Annotated in this window: 14 protein-coding genes and 1 pseudogene; 9 read left to right on the plus strand and 6 right to left on the minus strand. The window is 30.0% G+C overall.

Annotated elements, in window-relative coordinates:
• Positions 1-55 precede the first annotated feature (55 nt).
• On the plus strand, positions 56-910 hold the full coding sequence (locus tag AACZ53_RS03640; protein ID WP_339834881.1) for an alpha/beta hydrolase: 855 nt from the start codon (positions 56-58) through the stop codon (positions 908-910).
• Here AACZ53_RS03640 and AACZ53_RS03645 read toward each other — a convergent pair whose 3' ends face one another.
• Positions 911-3241: a UvrD-helicase domain-containing protein gene (locus tag AACZ53_RS03645; protein ID WP_339834903.1), complete on the minus strand. Its 2331-nt coding sequence runs from the start codon at positions 3239-3241 to the stop codon at positions 911-913. It abuts the gene before it with no gap.
• 156 nt (positions 3242-3397) lie between these two features.
• Between AACZ53_RS03645 and AACZ53_RS03650 the strand changes: the two genes are divergently transcribed.
• Positions 3398-3919: a hypothetical protein gene (locus tag AACZ53_RS03650; protein WP_339834883.1), complete on the plus strand. Its 522-nt coding sequence runs from the start codon at positions 3398-3400 to the stop codon at positions 3917-3919.
• Positions 3920-3965: 46 nt separating this feature from the next.
• Here the strand turns inward: AACZ53_RS03650 and AACZ53_RS03655 are convergent, their stop codons facing one another.
• The 3 genes from AACZ53_RS03655 to AACZ53_RS03665 all read right to left on the minus strand — a co-directional run bounded on the left by AACZ53_RS03655 (position 3966) and on the right by AACZ53_RS03665 (position 7835).
• Entirely contained in the window at positions 3966-4754 is a 789-nt protein-coding gene (locus AACZ53_RS03655; RefSeq protein WP_339834885.1) for a hypothetical protein, read from the minus strand.
• A 70-nt stretch (positions 4755-4824) separates the two neighbouring features.
• Positions 4825-5733, minus strand: coding sequence for a patatin-like phospholipase family protein (locus tag AACZ53_RS03660; protein ID WP_339834887.1), 909 nt, complete (start codon positions 5731-5733; stop codon positions 4825-4827).
• A gap of 38 nt (positions 5734-5771) precedes the next feature.
• Positions 5772-7835 carry a M1 family metallopeptidase gene (locus AACZ53_RS03665; RefSeq protein WP_339834889.1) on the minus strand — a complete coding sequence of 688 codons (2064 nt, stop codon included), beginning with the start codon at positions 7833-7835 and terminating at the stop codon, positions 5772-5774.
• A gap of 139 nt (positions 7836-7974) precedes the next feature.
• On the opposite strand from AACZ53_RS03665, the gene recG reads away from it, so the two are divergent.
• From recG to AACZ53_RS03700, 7 genes are all read left to right on the plus strand, one after another.
• Positions 7975-10077, plus strand: coding sequence for an ATP-dependent DNA helicase RecG (recG, locus tag AACZ53_RS03670; protein ID WP_339834891.1), 2103 nt, complete (start codon positions 7975-7977; stop codon positions 10075-10077).
• A gap of 42 nt (positions 10078-10119) precedes the next feature.
• Entirely contained in the window at positions 10120-10983 is an 864-nt protein-coding gene (locus AACZ53_RS03675; RefSeq protein WP_339834893.1) for a bestrophin family ion channel, read from the plus strand.
• 25 nt (positions 10984-11008) lie between these two features.
• Positions 11009-12028 carry a proline iminopeptidase-family hydrolase gene (locus AACZ53_RS03680; RefSeq protein ID WP_339834895.1) on the plus strand — a complete coding sequence of 340 codons (1020 nt, stop codon included), beginning with the start codon at positions 11009-11011 and terminating at the stop codon, positions 12026-12028.
• An 82-nt stretch (positions 12029-12110) separates the two neighbouring features.
• Positions 12111-14540, plus strand: a complete 2430-nt coding sequence (gene pheT, locus AACZ53_RS03685) for a phenylalanine--tRNA ligase subunit beta (protein WP_339834896.1) — start codon at positions 12111-12113, stop codon at positions 14538-14540.
• A gap of 147 nt (positions 14541-14687) precedes the next feature.
• Positions 14688-15062 (plus strand): DUF3667 domain-containing protein, encoded by a 375-nt coding sequence (locus AACZ53_RS03690; RefSeq protein WP_339834898.1) that lies wholly within the window; start codon positions 14688-14690, stop codon positions 15060-15062.
• The gene (locus tag AACZ53_RS03695) at positions 15043-15411 is read left to right on the plus strand and encodes a hypothetical protein (protein ID WP_339834899.1); all 369 of its coding nucleotides are present in this window, start codon (positions 15043-15045) and stop codon (positions 15409-15411) included. Before AACZ53_RS03690 ends, AACZ53_RS03695 begins: the two co-directional genes overlap by 20 nt.
• A 96-nt stretch (positions 15412-15507) precedes the next feature.
• Positions 15508-15759, plus strand: coding sequence for a hypothetical protein (locus AACZ53_RS03700; RefSeq protein ID WP_339834900.1), 252 nt, complete (start codon positions 15508-15510; stop codon positions 15757-15759).
• 77 nt (positions 15760-15836) lie between these two features.
• Here AACZ53_RS03700 and AACZ53_RS03705 read toward each other — a convergent pair whose 3' ends face one another.
• Complete coding sequence (locus AACZ53_RS03705) at positions 15837-16193, minus strand: hypothetical protein (protein WP_339834901.1); 357 nt, start codon at positions 16191-16193, stop codon at positions 15837-15839.
• 93 nt (positions 16194-16286) lie between these two features.
• A pseudogene (locus AACZ53_RS03710) lies at positions 16287-16434 on the minus strand (o-succinylbenzoate synthase); the annotation flags it as partial.

Genomic DNA, 16434 nt, shown 5'->3' on the forward strand with positions numbered 1-16434 from the left:
TAAAAGTAATTATCGTTTTATTTAAGTAACTTTAATTCAAAGATATAGATTAGGTATGAAAACAAACAATTTATTTTTAGGTTTATTCTTATTTTTAATAATTCCTATTTATTCATGTTCAAATGATGATAGTACTATTGATGAAAATTTGTCAGTAGCTAAAACGATGTTAAATGTCAGTTATGGTTCAGACTCTCAACAAGTATTTGATTTATATCTTCCTGCAAATAGAAGTGCTTTATCTACTAAAACATTACTACTTGTTCATGGTGGTGGTTGGGTTGAAGGTGATAAAGTTGATATGAATTATGCTGTTGATATAATTAAACAGTTTTTACCTGATTATGCTATTGCAAACGTAAACTATAGATTAGCAACAACTGGAAATTATGCTTTTCCCATGCAAATTGATGATATTGATGCCATTGTTCAGAAATTAAAAGTTGAAAATTATGGTATTTCTGATGATTTTGGATTTATAGGAACAAGTGCTGGTGGTCATTTATCGCTATTATACAGCTATGAATATAATTCAGATAATAATATTAAAATGGTATGTAGTATTGTTGGACCAACAAATTTTACAGATTCAAATTATATCAATAATCAAGCTTGGTTGGATTTATATTTTAGCTTAACAGGTGTTCATTATGCAGATAACCAAGCTTATTATGAACAATTAAGCCCTCTTTTTAGAGCTACAACCTCATCGGCACCAACTATTATGTTTTATGGAAATGCTGATCCCTTAATTCCAACTTCACAGGGAGTTGATTTGCATGCAAAGTTAGACCAATTAGGTGTTTATAATGAATTCAACTTGTACAATGGTGGTCATGGAAATTGGTCTCAAACAGATTTATTAGATGCTAATTTAAAAATGATTGCTTTTATTCAGAATAAATTTTAATTAACTTAAAACCTGCAACTTAGCAAAACGAAGCAATAATTTCTTAATTCCACCAACTTCAAATCTAATTTCTGCTTTTTTGTCGCCACCTACTCCTTCAATGTTTAGGATTTCTCCTTTTCCAAAACGTTCGTGCATAACCACATTTCCAACATTTAATTTAGTATCAAACAAATTTGCGCTAGAAGTAGAATTGCTTGAAATAGGCTTTAATTTTCTAATGTTGACGTTTGGTTTTTCATCATAACTTAGATGCTTTGGTGGTGTTCCTGCTGTTGGTTTAGCTAAACGTAATTTAGATTTATCAATATCTCCAAATATATCAACATCCATCATAGGTTTGTATCTATAATTTGAAGTATCTGTTGGGTTTAAATATTCGACATATTCACTATTAATTTCTTCAATAAAACGAGAAGGCTCACTATCAACAAGTTTCCCCCAACGATATCTTGATTGTGCGTAAGTCAAATAAGCTTGATGTTCGGCACGAGTTATGGCTACATAAAATAAACGCCTTTCTTCTTCTAAATCACTTCTTGTGCTTAAACTCATAGCACTTGGAAATAAATCCTCTTCTAATCCAACCACAAATACATACGGAAACTCTAACCCTTTTGCTAAGTGAATAGTCATTAGAGCTACTCTATCATCATCACCAGTATCTTTATCTAAATCTGTAGCCAAAGCAACATCTTCCATAAATTCTGCTAAAGCTCCTCTTGCTCCATCAATTTCTTTTTGACCTTCGATAAAGTCTTTCATACCATTAAGAAGTTCCTCTATATTTTCTATACGAGCAATTCCCTCTGGAGTAGCATCTTTCTTTAATTCTTGAACTAATCCTGTCTTTTTAGTCACATGATCAGCCAAATAAAAAGCATCTTGATTTTTATTAATTACCTGAAAACTTTTAATCATAGTCACAAAATCTTGCAACTTATTTTTTGTTCCTGAATTTAATTTTAGATCAATTTTATCAATATGTTCTAAAACTTCAAAAATAGAACGTTTGTAATGATTGGCCGCAACAGTTAGTTTTTCTATAGTTGTATTACCAATACCTCTAGCTGGATAATTTATAACACGAATCAAAGCTTCTTCATCTTTTGGATTAATGACTAATCGCAAATAACATAAAACATCTTTAATTTCCTTTCTTTGGTAAAAGGATAAACCTCCATAAATTCTGTAAGGAATATCTCGTTTACGCAATGCATCTTCCATGGCACGCGATTGTGCATTGGTTCTATATAAAATAGCAAATTGTCCATTATTCAGCTGCTTATTCATTTTTTGATCAAAAATGGTTGCAGCTACAAAACGACCTTCTTCACCATCAGTCATACTTCTGTGAATCTTTATTTTTTCTCCATCATCATTGGCTGTCCAAACAATCTTATCTAACTTTGTCTTGTTTTTATCTATGATGTTGTTTGCTGCTTCAACTATATTTTTAGAAGAACGATAATTTTGCTCCAAACGATACATTTGTACATTTTCGTAATCCTTTTGAAAATTCAGAATATTACTGATGTTCGCTCCACGGAATGCGTAAATACTCTGAGCATCATCACCAACTACGCAAATGTTTTGAAACCTATCTGATAAAGCCCTCACAATCAAATACTGTGAATGATTTGTATCTTGATACTCATCAACTAAAATATATCTAAATCTATCTTGGTATTTAGCTAAAACTTCTGGGAAACGATTTAAAAGCTCATTCGTTTTTAACAATAAATCATCAAAATCCATAGCGCCACTTTTAAAACATCTATCTACATAATTTTGATAAATATCACCTAAACGTGGTTTTTTTGCCATCGCATCAGCTTCTTGTAAATCTTGATTATTGAAATACGCTTTTACTGTAATTAATGAATTTTTATAAGATGAAATTCGACTTAAAACTTGTTTAGGCTTATAAACATCTCTATCTAATTGCATTTCTTTGATAATAGCTGAAATTAATCTAACACTATCTTGCGTATCATAAATGGTAAAGTTTGACGGATAACCAAGTTTGTCTGCTTCAGAACGAAGAATTCGAGCAAAAACAGAGTGAAAAGTTCCCATCCAAAGGTTTTTGGCTTCACTATTCCCTACAATGTCAGCAATACGTTTTTTCATTTCGCGTGCTGCCTTATTGGTAAATGTTAGAGACAAAATATTAAAAGCATCAACACCTTGACTCATTAAATTGGCAATACGAACGGTTAAAACACGAGTTTTACCAGAACCAGCACCAGCTATCACAATCATTGGTCCGTCTTTCTGAATAACAGGAGCTCTTTGTGCTTCGTTTAATTTATTTATGTGGTCTTGAATCATAGGAATCTAAGTAATGTACAAATTTAGGTGTTTACAATTTCAATAACAACAGTAATTTCAAAAATCAATTTAATATTTTTTTTGAATTTGGAATTTAAAATATTGGAATTTTATTTTATTAATGTTTCCTTTGTTATTCATAAAATTATAAAAATGGATACTGCTAAAATTCTTGAAATTGTCTCATATACTTTGCCTTCACTAATAACTGGTGGAGTTGCTTATTTCTTATTTACTTCCTATTTTAAAGATCAGCAAAATACAAGACGTTGGTTATTATTAAAAGAAAACCAAAAAGAATCTTTGCCTTTAAGATTACAAGCTTATGAACGAATGGTTTTGTTTTTAGAACGCATTCATCCTGCACAATTGTTATTGAGAGTTGTTCCTCCTACTGAAGACAAAAACGATTATGCTACTTTGTTGATTCATGCTATTCAAACTGAATTTGAACATAATTTAACACAGCAAATTTATATTACTAATGAATGTTGGGATGTAATTAACAAATCTAAAACTACAACCATTCAAATGATTCGTAAAGCTTCATTGAATATGGAAATTGCTAATGCAAATCAATTGAGGGAAGCTGTTTTAAGAGAATTAACTGAAATGGAAGCTCCAACAAGTGTTGCTATTAGCTTTATTAAGGAAGAATTGAAAAGTGTGTTATAAAAAAAAGCCTTCAAAATTGAAGGCTTTTTTTTATAATTGAAATTTACTATTGTTTTACTAACGTCCAAGTTAAGTTAACGTACCAAGGAATTTCTTTTACATTAGCATCTTCAAATGTTAGATTGTTGGTGTCTGTAATAAATCCTTTTACTAACCCATCTTCAGACGTTGAAGAACTTAAAGGGTTTCCTCCTTGAAATTCCCAATCAATAATGGTTAATTCGCCACATATATCAACAAAGTCAAACCAGTAATAAGTTGAGAAATTTGGCAAATAAGAAGATCTGTACTCATTTGGACCAGTTTTAGTGACTACTGCTGTTCTATTTCCTGAAGTATTCGTGTAGGTACCTTGCAAATTAGTTTGGCAACCTACAAAAACAATTTTTATAGTTTTGAATTGTTCTCCAACCACTACGTTTTCTGTATTTGATTTTAGTTTTAAAACTAATTCTGTTTTTTCTGTAGGATTTAATTGCCCTGTGTTTACGTTCAATGGAATTGTTGCAAAAGTACTTCCTGATGGAATTGTAATTTTATCAGTATTGTTAACAAAATCAAATTCAACTCCTTCTGTTGCAGTAGAGTTTAATAAATCTACTTCATAACTTAATATGATGTTTGAATTAGAAGACTTACCATCACCAAAACCAACTAGATTTACAGCAAAAGTTTTTTCAACTTGACCAAGATCTTCAAAAAAAGCAATTGACTCAAAAGATTTTTCAAAACCCACAATTTTTGGACCTGATGTTAAATTTAATTCAGAATTAGTGTCGTCATTAGTGCACGCAAGCATTAACAAGCCAGTTGATAAGATTAGTAATTTTTTCATAAGATTTCCTTTTTATAGTTATTTTATTACAAGATGTAATTTTAACTAAAAGGTTGCGTTAATAAAAAAATTATTCCTCTACAGGTATTTCTTGGGTATCAACATCTTTAGATTTGGCATAATCATAACCAATTTGCCACCACTCTTTCATTTTATCTTTGTTGAAGATTAATGAGTTAGTGGTTAATACTGAAGGTGTGAAATAGAAATTGATAGTTGCTCCTTTAAATTTAGCTTCATATTTTCCAATTTTGATATTTTGGAATTCAATTCTGTCCATCATAAAGGCAAACAAATTGGTTAAAGCTGTAAAAGGACTTCTAGCGGGTAATCTATTATACAAAGGTGTTTCTGTATGAAGAATTATAGCATCAACTTCTGTTGCTCCATTTTTTATGGCTTCCTCAATGGGAATCATGTTCGCAAAACCACCATCAGCATATTCACAACCATCTTTTTTAACTAAAGACATAAAAGGAATATAATTGCAAGAAATCCAAATCCAATCGCAAAAATCTTCATAAGTACATTCGTTTATAGATTTATATTCAACTGTATTTAAAGATAAATTAGAAACTGTGACTACTATGTCTTTATTGCTGTTTTTAAGAAATATAAATTCATCTTCTGTAAATACTCTTTTTAGTAATTTTTTAAGGTTTTTACTTTCTCCAAAAGTTTTTGAACCTCTCCAAAAGTTTTTCAAAACATTAAAGTGACTGATTTCAATAACATCTTCTCCAAATTTCTTTTTAATGATAAAAGGACAATTACTAAAAATACTTTTTTGATTTACTGAAGTATAAACATCTTTGATCTTTTCTACTTTTCTTAAAGCTAAATGCGAAACTAATAAACTTCCCGTTGAAGTTCCATAGTACATATCGTATTCTTTATTTAAATCTTCAATTAAGTATTGGGCTACACCACCTGCAAAAGCTCCTTTACTTCCACCACCAGAAATCACTAATGCTTTCATCCAACTATTTTTTTCTTAAAGATATAAAAAATGTAATATTATTCGTTTAAAAAATAATCTATTCTTGAACTAATACTTAATGTAGATAAGCTTTTTAAATTTTCTAATCGTAATTTAACATCACTAGATTTAATAAGTTCTCTCATTGTGTCTTTAGCAAATTTAACAGCTTGCCATTTTTGATGCAATGACAATTCAACTAGTGATTTTAAAACTGTGTCAGTTACTTCATTTAATTGTAATAGATTTTCAATAGCCTTTTGCCTTACTGTACTATTAAAATCCTCTTTAGTCATTTGCTCAAGTTCCGCAATTGCACTTGTTCGCATAACGGGATCATTTTTATAAGTAATTGCTCTTAAAGTTAGATGAGCAAATTTTAAATTATAATCTTGTCCTATCCAAGATCTTGAAATGTCAATGTATTTTTGTCTATCCTCCTTAAATGTTGTCCAAAGCCTATACAAAGCAATTTCTCTATTTATATATGAATTATCAATAAACATTGTTTCAAATTCTGTCTTAAGCTCTTTTGGTACTTGCTGAAAAGATTCTGCTAAGGTTTGCTTTGCTTTTACGTCTTTTAAAGCAAAAAGTTGGAAAACAAACTCTCTTTTATCTAAATAAGGTACATCTTTTAATTGATAAACTACTTCTTGATAAATCGGATAAAAGAATTTTTGTTGTAAAATGGCATTAAAATTGGCTTTTTTATTTATAAAATATACTTCTTCTAATTGTCTAACAGCTAAGTAGTCTTTCATAAACTTACTATCTTTTATACATGACATTGCTTCATTCCAATCAAAAAAGGCATTTTCTAACCATTTCTTTTTAAAAGCATCGACATCATAATCTGAAACATTTTTAATTTCGGCCAAGAAATCATCTGTTTCTACAATTTCATATTGATATTTTTTTAAATAGTTTTTAACTGCTTTATCAAATTTACTTTCTCCAATATTAGCTTGAATAACAAATAATGCCCAAGCACCTTTTTTATATAAAGATAAGGAACTCGCTTTATCACTTAATATTGGATTATCATCTTGCAAGGAAGCATCTCTTAATTGTTCCGCCATTTTTAATAACTCATTATTAAAATAATCATCACCAAAAACTTCTCTTTCTGCTAAAAGTGCATAGTAGGTTGCAAAACCCTCCTGAAGCCAATGATGCTTACTTTCTTTGGCAGTAACTAAGTTACCAAACCATTGATGTGCTAATTCATGAGCATTTACATTTACATAATTCTTATCATTAAAACCAACGGCATCAACAACATATTCGTCAGAGAATATAGTAAAAGTTGTATTTTCCATTCCTGCATATAAAAAATCCCTAACAGGTGCTTGTCGATATACTTCCCATGGATAATCTACTCCTATTTTTTTTTCTAAAAAATCAAAAATATCCTTTGTGTATTTGTAGGTAGATTCAAATTTATCAGCATCCGTTTTTCCAATATATAATTCTATAGGAATCTTTGAATTAGAATTGATAATTAGTTTTTCATACTTACTAATTACTAAAGCTACAAGATAAGAACTCATAGGATTTTTCATTTCATAAGTCCACTTAGTTTTACTAGCTTTAAAATCTTTATTGATTAATTTACCATTCGTAAGTACATAAAAAGACTTGTCAAATGTAAATGACAAATTGAAAATTACTTTTTCGTTTACGTTATCAAAACTTGGTAACCAATTGCTGGTATTTTTACCTTGTCCTTGAGTCCAAATTTGTAAATTATCTCCATTTCCATTAAAATATAAAGCTTGTTTAGGAAAAGCTTTATACTCAAATGTGACACTGTTTTTTCCGATCTTTACACCGTCTATAAAAGTAAGTTGCTTATCATCTGCAAAAAATTCTACCTCTTTTTTATTCACAAAGACTTTATCAAAGGTCATATTAATTGCATCGATTTTAATGGTAGTTACAGCTTCTTTTACTTCAAACTCACAAGTGACTTTTCCACTTACAGATTTATTAAATTGATCTATTTCAACATCAGCTGTTAGTGTTTTAAAATCAACGTTCTGTATTTCTTGAGCAAAACAGAACGTAGTAATAAATAATAATGATAATAAGTATCTCATTGGTAAAATATATTAGTAGCTAAAATTCTATTTAATTGTCAAATTATTATTGTTCGACTATCAAATTTAGTAATTTAAACTTATCTTCGCTTTATAGTTTTTTATAAAAAAAATCAAACTTATAAACAGGAATTAGAATATGAACAATCTATTAGAAACTCCCATAGAATACCTAAAAGGTGTTGGTCCACAGCGTGGAGAGTTGTTTAGAAAAGAATTAAATGTTCATAAATACGTCGATTTAATCAACTTATTTCCCAACAGATATATCGACAGAACCCATTATTTTAAAATCAACCAACTTCAAAATACAAATTCTGAATTTCAAATAATTGGAAAAATCATAAACTTAAAAACCATAGAACAAAAAAGAGGCAAACGTTTAGTGGCTAAATTTATCGATGATACTGGTGAAATGGAATTGGTTTGGTTTCAAGGTCAAAAATGGATTAGAGAAGGGATAAAAATCAATGAAGTTTATGTGATTTTTGGAAAAGTAACCCAATTCGGAAGTACCTTCAATATGGCTCATCCTGAAATGGAATTATTAGCCGAACACAAAGCAAGTCTTCGTTCTGCCATGCAACCGGTTTATCCAAGCACAGAAAAGTTAAACAACAGAGGAATTACCAACAAAGTTGTCAATAAGTTAATGCAACAATTGTTTGTAGAAACTCAAGCCCTTTTTTTTGAAACTTTACCCGATTATTTAATTGACCAACTGAAATTAATTCCTAAAAACGCAGCTTTATTTAATATTCATTTTCCTAAAAGTCAGGATTTATTGGCTAAAGCACAATTTCGATTAAAGTTTGAAGAATTGTTTTTCATTCAGTTGCAATTGATTACAAAAAACTTAATTAGAAAACATAAGATCAAAGGACATCCTTTTGAAAAAGTAGGTGAAAATTTTAATAATTTTTACACAAATCATTTACCTTTTGAATTGACAAATGCTCAAAAAAGAGTCTTAAAAGAAATTCGAAATGACATGGGAAGCAATGCCCAAATGAACCGTTTGCTTCAAGGTGACGTAGGTTCAGGGAAGACAATTGTTGCCTTAATGTGTATGTTAATGGCTAAAGATAACGGTTTTCAAAGTTGTTTAATGGCTCCAACAGAAATTTTAGCTAAACAACATTTTATAGGTTTATCAGAATTAGCTAAAGATTTAGACATCAACATACAAATACTAACCGGTTCAAGTAAAACTAAAGAACGAAGACTCATACATGAAGCTTTAGAAAACGGAACTTTAGACATCATAATCGGAACTCATGCTTTACTAGAAGACAAAGTCAAATTTCAAAATTTAGGCTTAGCTATTATTGATGAACAACATCGTTTTGGCGTAGAACAACGGAGTAAATTGTGGAAGAAAAACACAATTCCACCTCACGTTTTAGTAATGACTGCAACACCAATCCCAAGAACTTTGGCTATGAGTTTATATGGTGATTTAGATATTTCAGTAATTGACGAATTGCCACCAGGGAGAAAACCAATTCAAACGGTTCATCGTTTTGACAGCAATCGTTTAAAAGTGTGGAGATTCATTAAAGAAGAAATTGCAAAAGGCAGACAAATCTATATTGTTTATCCGTTAATTCAAGAATCTGAAAAAATGGATTATAAAGATTTAATGGATGGTTATGAAAGTATTTCTCGTGATTTTCCGTTACCTGAGTATAGTATCTCAATTCTTCATGGACAAATGAAACCAGCTGACAAAGAAGAAGAAATGCGAAGATTTGCCGCTGGAAAAACAAACATCATGGTTGCTACAACTGTAATTGAAGTTGGTGTAAATGTTCCAAATGCATCAGTGATGATTATTGAAAGTGCTGAGCGTTTTGGTTTATCACAATTGCATCAATTAAGAGGAAGAGTTGGTCGTGGAGCCGAACAAAGTTATTGTATCTTAATGACGAGTCACAAATTAAGTGATGATAGCAAAACAAGAATGGAAACCATGGTAAGAACCAATGATGGTTTCGAAATTGCAGAAGTTGATTTAAAATTGCGTGGTCCTGGTGATTTAATGGGGAAACAACAAAGTGGAGTGCTTAATCTTCAAATTGCCGATTTAGTTAGAGACAAAGATATTCTTCAAGTGGCAAGACATGAAGCTATAAAGCTATTAAAAGCAGATGCACCTATGGAAAAACCAGAACACAAAAGACTAAGAGAAGTTTTCATAGCGATGAGCCAAAAGAAAAACATCTGGAATTATATTAGTTAGTGATGAGTGAACAATAAGAAAAATTAAACGACTAAACAAAAAATGGTACAATACAACCCAAAAGACTGGATTACATTCATATTTAGATTTCATAAATCAGATACATTTCGACAATTAATTCCGATGATGATTACTATTGGTTTATATTCTTATGGGGTAGCTTATTTAGAGATTGAGTATTGGAAATTATCAGAAGATAGTCACGTTAAAAACATTACCATCATGCATGGGATGTTAGGTTTTGTGATTTCATTATTATTAGTTTTTAGAACAAACACAGCCTATGACCGTTGGTGGGAAGGTCGAAAACATTGGGGAGCACTAGTAAATAACAGTCGGAATTTAGCCATTAAATTAGCTGTAATATTAAAAGACGAGCACGATAAAAACTTCTTCAGAAAAGTAATTCCAGGTTATGCTTCTATTTTACAAAAACATTTAAATGATGAAGAAACGGCAAAAATGCTTTTTGAAGATTTAGATTTAGACATTGATCATCATAAGCATAGACCTAATCAAGTAGCGAAAATGATGTTTCAAAAAGTGCATGATTTACATGTTAGTGGCAAAATTTCAGGAGATCAATTAATCATAATTAATAGCGAAGTACAATCCTTCACCGATATTTGTGGTGCTTGTGAACGAATCAAAAATACTCCTATTCCCTACTCTTACAGTTCATTCATCAAGAAATTTATCTTCTTTTATATCATGACATTGCCTTTTGGATATGTTTTTAGTTTAGGTTATTATGTGATTCCAGTTGTTGTTTTTACTTTCTATGTTTTAGCTAGTTTAGAGTTAATTGCAGAAGAAATTGAAGATCCTTTTGGAAATGATGCCAACGATTTACCAACCGTAAAATTAGCTAGTAATATCAAAAAACACGTAGAAGAAATAATTTAAATTACCTTTACTAAAATCAATAAAAATGAAAAAAATTGTAACATTATTCGTTATTATCTTCTTTTTCTCAAATTGTAAAAAAGAAGAAACTGTTCAAAAAAAAGAAACTAGTTCAACCTATTACAAAATTGATTCTACCAAAATTCAAGATGGTGGTGTTAAAGTAATTCCAATTACTACAAATGGTAAAACGTTTAATGTTTGGACAAAACGAGTTGGAAATAATCCAAAAATAAAAGTATTGCTTTTAAATGGTGGTCCAGGTGCAACCCATGAATATTTTGAATGTTTCGAAAATTTTCTTCCAGTTGAAGGCATTGAATTTATATATTATGATCAATTAGGTTGTGGAAATTCGGATAATCCGAATGATTTATCGTATTGGGATTTGTCGCGTTATGTTGAAGAAGTGGAACAAGTTAGAAAAGCCTTAGATTTAGATTCAAATAATTTTTATCTGTTAGGCCATTCTTGGGGTGGAATTTTAGCTATAGAATACGCCTTAAAATATCAAAACAACATGAAAGGCTTAATCATTTCAAACATGATGTCAAGTTGTCCCGAATATGGAAAATATGCAGATGAAGTATTAGCAAAACAATTGAAACCAGAAGTTTTAGTGCAAATTCAAAAATTAGAAACTGATAAAGATTTTGATAATCCAAAGTATATGGAATTGTTGCTTCCTAATTTCTACGAAGAACATGTTTTAAGATTACCAGCAAAAGTTTGGCCTGAACCTGTAAATCGCTCTTTTGCAAAAATGAATCAATCCTTATATGTAACTATGCAAGGACCAAGCGAATTTGGAATTGCTGGTAAATTAGAAAATTGGGATCGAACAAATGATTTAAAAAACATTACTATTCCAAGTTTAGTAATTGGAGCAACACATGACACAATGGATCCAAAATTTATGAAAAAAATGAGTACTTTATTACCTAAAGGGTCTTTTTTGTTGTGTGAAAACGGAAGTCATATGGCTCTTTATGATGACCAACAAACCTATTTCAAGGGTTTAATTTCCTTTCTAAACAAAAAATAGCGATTTTCTAAAATTCTAAAATTCTAAATTCTAAATTCTAAATTTAAAAAAGTATCTTTGCACCCTTAAAATTCGAATAAAAATGCGTATTTCATACAATTGGTTAAAACAATTTATTAAAATCGACTGGAAATCAGAAGAAACTGCTGCTTTGCTTACCGATTTAGGTCTAGAAGTAGAAGGTGTTGATAAATTTGAAAGCCTAAAAGGTGGTTTAGAAGGAATTGTTGTAGGTCATGTTTTGACTTGTGAAAAACATCCTGATGCTGATAAATTAAAAATCACTACAGTTGATTTAGGAGACGGAAAGGCTCCTGTTCAAATTGTATGTGGTGCTCCAAACGTAGCGGCTGGTCAAAAAGTACCTGTAGCAACTATTGGAACAAAATTATACGACAAAGAAGGAAACTCTTTCGAAATCAAAAAAGGTAAAATTCGCGGACAAGAAAGTCACGGAATGATTTGTGCTGAAGACGAATTAGGTCTTGGTGAAGGTCATGATGGAATTTTAGTTTTAAGTGAAGATTTAAAAGCTGGAACTTTAGGAAAAGATGTTTTCAATATAGAAACAGACGAAGTTTTTGAAATTGGTTTAACACCAAACCGTGCTGATGCAATGAGTCATTGGGGTGTTGCACGTGATTTAAAAGCAGGTTTAATTCAAACTAATATTAATTCTGAATTAATTACTCCTTCAGTGAGTAGTTTTAATGTTGATAGAAGAACATTAAAAATTGATATTGAAGTTGAAAACAAAGAATTAGTACCTCGTTATTGTGGCGTTACAATTTCTGGAGTAACTGTAAAAGCTTCTCCCGCTTGGTTGCAAAATCGTTTAAAATCAATTGGATTAACACCAAAAAACAACATCGTTGACGTAACGAATTACGTAATGCATGAATTAGGTCAACCAACACACGCTTTTGACGCCAACAAAATCAAAGGAAATAAAGTAATCGTTAAAACGGTTAAAGCAGGAACAAAATTCACAACATTAGATAGTGTAGAACGTATTTTAGACAAAGAAGACGTTATGATTTGTAACGCCGAAGATCCAATGTGTATTGCTGGAGTTTTTGGTGGCATTAAATCAGGTGTTTCTGAGAATACTCAAAATATCTTTTTAGAAAGTGCTTATTTCAATCCTGTCTCTGTTCGTAAAACAGCTAAACGTCACGGTTTAAATACAGATGCTTCTTTTCGTTTTGAAAGAGGAGTTGATCCATCTATAACAAAATATGCTTTAAAAAGAGCTGCTATATTAATTCAAGAAGTTGCTGGTGGAGAAATTACTTCAGATATCATTGATATTTATCCTAAACCTATTGAAGACTTTAGTGTTTTCGTGACTTTCGATAAAATCAACAAAGTAATTGGCGAAGAATTAAACAAAGAAACCATCAAAACCATTTTAACTTCATTAGAAATTAAAGTGAATAGCATGACAGAAAATGGTTTAGGATTAACTATTCCATCTTATAGAGTTGATGTACAAAGAGACATTGATGTTATCGAAGAAATTCTTAGAGTCTATGGTTACAACAGCATTGGTTTTAATGAAAAAGTAAGCGCTACAATTGCCAATTCTCCAAGAACTGAAGAATATAAAGTTCAGAATATCATTTCTGATCAATTATGTTCTCAAGGATTTAACGAAATGATGGCTAATTCATTAACTTCTCCTGAATACATCAAATTATCAGAGCAGTTATTAGAAAATGAAACTGTACATATCATAAATCCGTTGAGTACTGAACTTTCTGCCATGAGACAATCTTTATTGTTTTCAGGATTAGAAGCTATATCATTCAACATAAACCGAAGAAAATCAAATTTACGTTTGTTCGAATTCGGAAAAACCTATCACAAAGTTGAAAATGGGTATGATGAAAGAAAGCATTTGTGTTTATACCTTACGGGAAATAAAACAGCGGAAAGTTGGAATACGGCTACTACAAAATCTGACTTCTTTATGATGAAAGGTTATATAATGGCTTTATTAACTCGAATTGGATTAGACCAAAAAGCAAACTCATTACCTGTTGAAAACGATGTGTTTTCAGAAGGATTATCTTTTGTAATAGGAAGAGAAATTATTGCTGAATTTGGAATCGTAAAAAAATCTGTTTTAAAAGCCTTTGATATTAAGCAAGAAGTGGTTTATGCTGATATCAACTGGGCAGCTATTCAAAAATACGTTTCTAACAAGTTGAAATTAACAGAAATCTCAAAATTCCCAGAAGTTCGTAGAGATTTGGCTTTATTGGTTGATAAAGATGTAACATTTGAAGCGATTTACAAAATTGCCAAACAAACGGACAAAACGCTTATCAAAGAAATAAGCCTATTTGATGTATATGAAGGTAACAATTTACCAGAAAATAAAAAATCGTACGCTGTGAGCTTTATAATGAACGATGAGAAGAAAACTTTAGAAGAGAAACAAATTGAAAAGGTAATGCAAAAGCTTCAAGCTAATTTTGAGAGAGAAGTTGGAGCTACTTTAAGATAATTTCCACAAAATTCAAAAACATAGGTTTTTCCTACGAAAGTATGAAACTTTTTCAAAAAACCTTATAGGTTAATTATTAAAATCCAAAAGTTGATTCTTTTGGATTTTTTTGTGGTTTTTATTTATATTTACGAATAATTATAAATATTGAAAAATCAATTGAACCACTGCAAAACCTGTAACATAGAAATCAACGGCAATTATTGTTCAAAATGTGGACAACCTATTGCACTAAAAAGAATTGATAGATCCTATATTCTAGGCGAAATAGGTAGCGTTTTAAATTTTGATAAAGGAATTTTCTACACTATTAGAGAATTATTACTTAGACCTGGAACAACTATAAAAGAATTCATTTCAAACGATAGAAACAAATTGGTTAAACCTTTAATTTTTATCATTACAAGTTCATTAATCTACACAATATTCAAAGAGATTTTCAAGTTTGAAGATGGTTATGTAAAATACATAAATACCCAAAAAAACAACTGTTACAGTTCTTATGAATTGGATTCAGAGTAATTATGGGTATGCCAACATTCTTATGGGTATATTTATTGCATTTTGGACAAAACTGTTGTTTAAAAAATACAAATACAACTTTTATGAAATACTAATTGTCCTATGTTTTGTAATGGGAATAGGAATGTTAATTTATTCTCTTTTTGGATTACTTGAAGCATTAACTCAATTAAGAGTTTTACAAATAGGAGCTATTATAGCATTTATTTATACCTCGTGGGCTATTGGTAGCTTTTTCGATAAAAAAAAGAAAACAAACTACCTAAAAGCTTTATTTGCTTACGTTTTGGGTATGATTAGCTTTTATGTACTTGTTGTAGGTATTGGAATGTTGATGGATAAAATATAATCCGAAAATGGTAATTCTATAACAATAGCTAAAATTAATGTAAAACGATTCGTAAAAAGTGGTATTATCTTGCAATCAAATAATAAAACTAAAAACATGAAAAAAGTAACACTTATTATAGCAAGTTTAGCCGTATTAGCCTTTTCAAGCTGTAAAGAAGAACAAAAAGAAGAACCAACAACTGTAGTAGTTGAACAACCAGCTGCAGAAACACAAGCAACTGAAGAAAGTGACGGAACATCTATCAGCGTAAATTCTGATGGCGTTGAATTTTCTACAAAAGATGGAGATAATAAAACAGAAGTTGAAGTAAATGACGGTTCTGGAACAGTTAAAGTTGAAAAATAGAATATAGAAAAAATTGAAAAAGAAAAAGATTAAAACCGGCAATTTTGTCGGTTTTTTTATTTTAAATATTAACTTAATTACTTTTCCAAAACATATTTTCCTTTTACTAAAGAATTAGCAAATAGTTGTAGATTACTATTTACCATTTCATTTGAAATAATTAAATTGGAAATATTAGACTTCTTATTTTTTTTATAACTTTTAATTAATTTTTTCAAAGATTCTTTGGAATAACTAGCAAACATATTAAAAATAGTTCCATTAAAATATTCAAAATCAATACTTCTAATTATCTTTTCTTTCTGTTTTTGAGTCCAATTTTCCTCTTTAGCTTTTTTATTTATTTTATCTAAACAATAATTCTGAAAATAATTTTCATATTGAGTTACTTCTATTATTTCAACAATTAATTTTGAATCATCATCATTTGGCAAAGCAACATCAGGAGGTAATGTTTGTGAATATCCTATTTGGAATAAACAAATATTTATAATAAATAAAAAAAAATAACTTTTCTCATATGTTTTTTATTTAAAATCTTCAAAATCTACTTCCCAATTTCTCTCTTTTTTATACCAAAGTTGACCGTTTGAAACTTCTAAAGGACAATTAAAATTGTTCGTATATAAACCTCCAGTTCCTAATCCTTGAGGCAATAAATTATGCAAAGTATAA

The sequence above is a fragment of the uncultured Flavobacterium sp. genome, assembly GCF_963975005.1.
Lineage (GTDB): Bacteria > Bacteroidota > Bacteroidia > Flavobacteriales > Flavobacteriaceae > Flavobacterium.

What these genes read in the sequence shown, in the direction of transcription:
- AACZ53_RS03655 (WP_339834885.1), bottom strand. Translation starts at nt 4,754, where the DNA reads ATGAAAAAATTACTAATCTTATCAACTGGCTTGTTAATGCTTGCGTGC.
- AACZ53_RS03665 (WP_339834889.1), bottom strand. Translation starts at nt 7,835, where the DNA reads ATGAGATACTTATTATCATTATTATTTATTACTACGTTCTGTTTTGCT.
- AACZ53_RS03675 (WP_339834893.1), top strand. Translation starts at nt 10,120, where the DNA reads ATGGTACAATACAACCCAAAAGACTGGATTACATTCATATTTAGATTT.
- AACZ53_RS03640 (WP_339834881.1), top strand. Translation starts at nt 56, where the DNA reads ATGAAAACAAACAATTTATTTTTAGGTTTATTCTTATTTTTAATAATT.
- AACZ53_RS03700 (WP_339834900.1), top strand. Translation starts at nt 15,508, where the DNA reads ATGAAAAAAGTAACACTTATTATAGCAAGTTTAGCCGTATTAGCCTTT.
- AACZ53_RS03650 (WP_339834883.1), top strand. Translation starts at nt 3,398, where the DNA reads ATGGATACTGCTAAAATTCTTGAAATTGTCTCATATACTTTGCCTTCA.
- pheT (WP_339834896.1), top strand. Translation starts at nt 12,111, where the DNA reads ATGCGTATTTCATACAATTGGTTAAAACAATTTATTAAAATCGACTGG.
- AACZ53_RS03695 (WP_339834899.1), top strand. Translation starts at nt 15,043, where the DNA reads ATGAATTGGATTCAGAGTAATTATGGGTATGCCAACATTCTTATGGGT.
- AACZ53_RS03680 (WP_339834895.1), top strand. Translation starts at nt 11,009, where the DNA reads ATGAAAAAAATTGTAACATTATTCGTTATTATCTTCTTTTTCTCAAAT.
- AACZ53_RS03660 (WP_339834887.1), bottom strand. Translation starts at nt 5,733, where the DNA reads ATGAAAGCATTAGTGATTTCTGGTGGTGGAAGTAAAGGAGCTTTTGCA.
- recG (WP_339834891.1), top strand. Translation starts at nt 7,975, where the DNA reads ATGAACAATCTATTAGAAACTCCCATAGAATACCTAAAAGGTGTTGGT.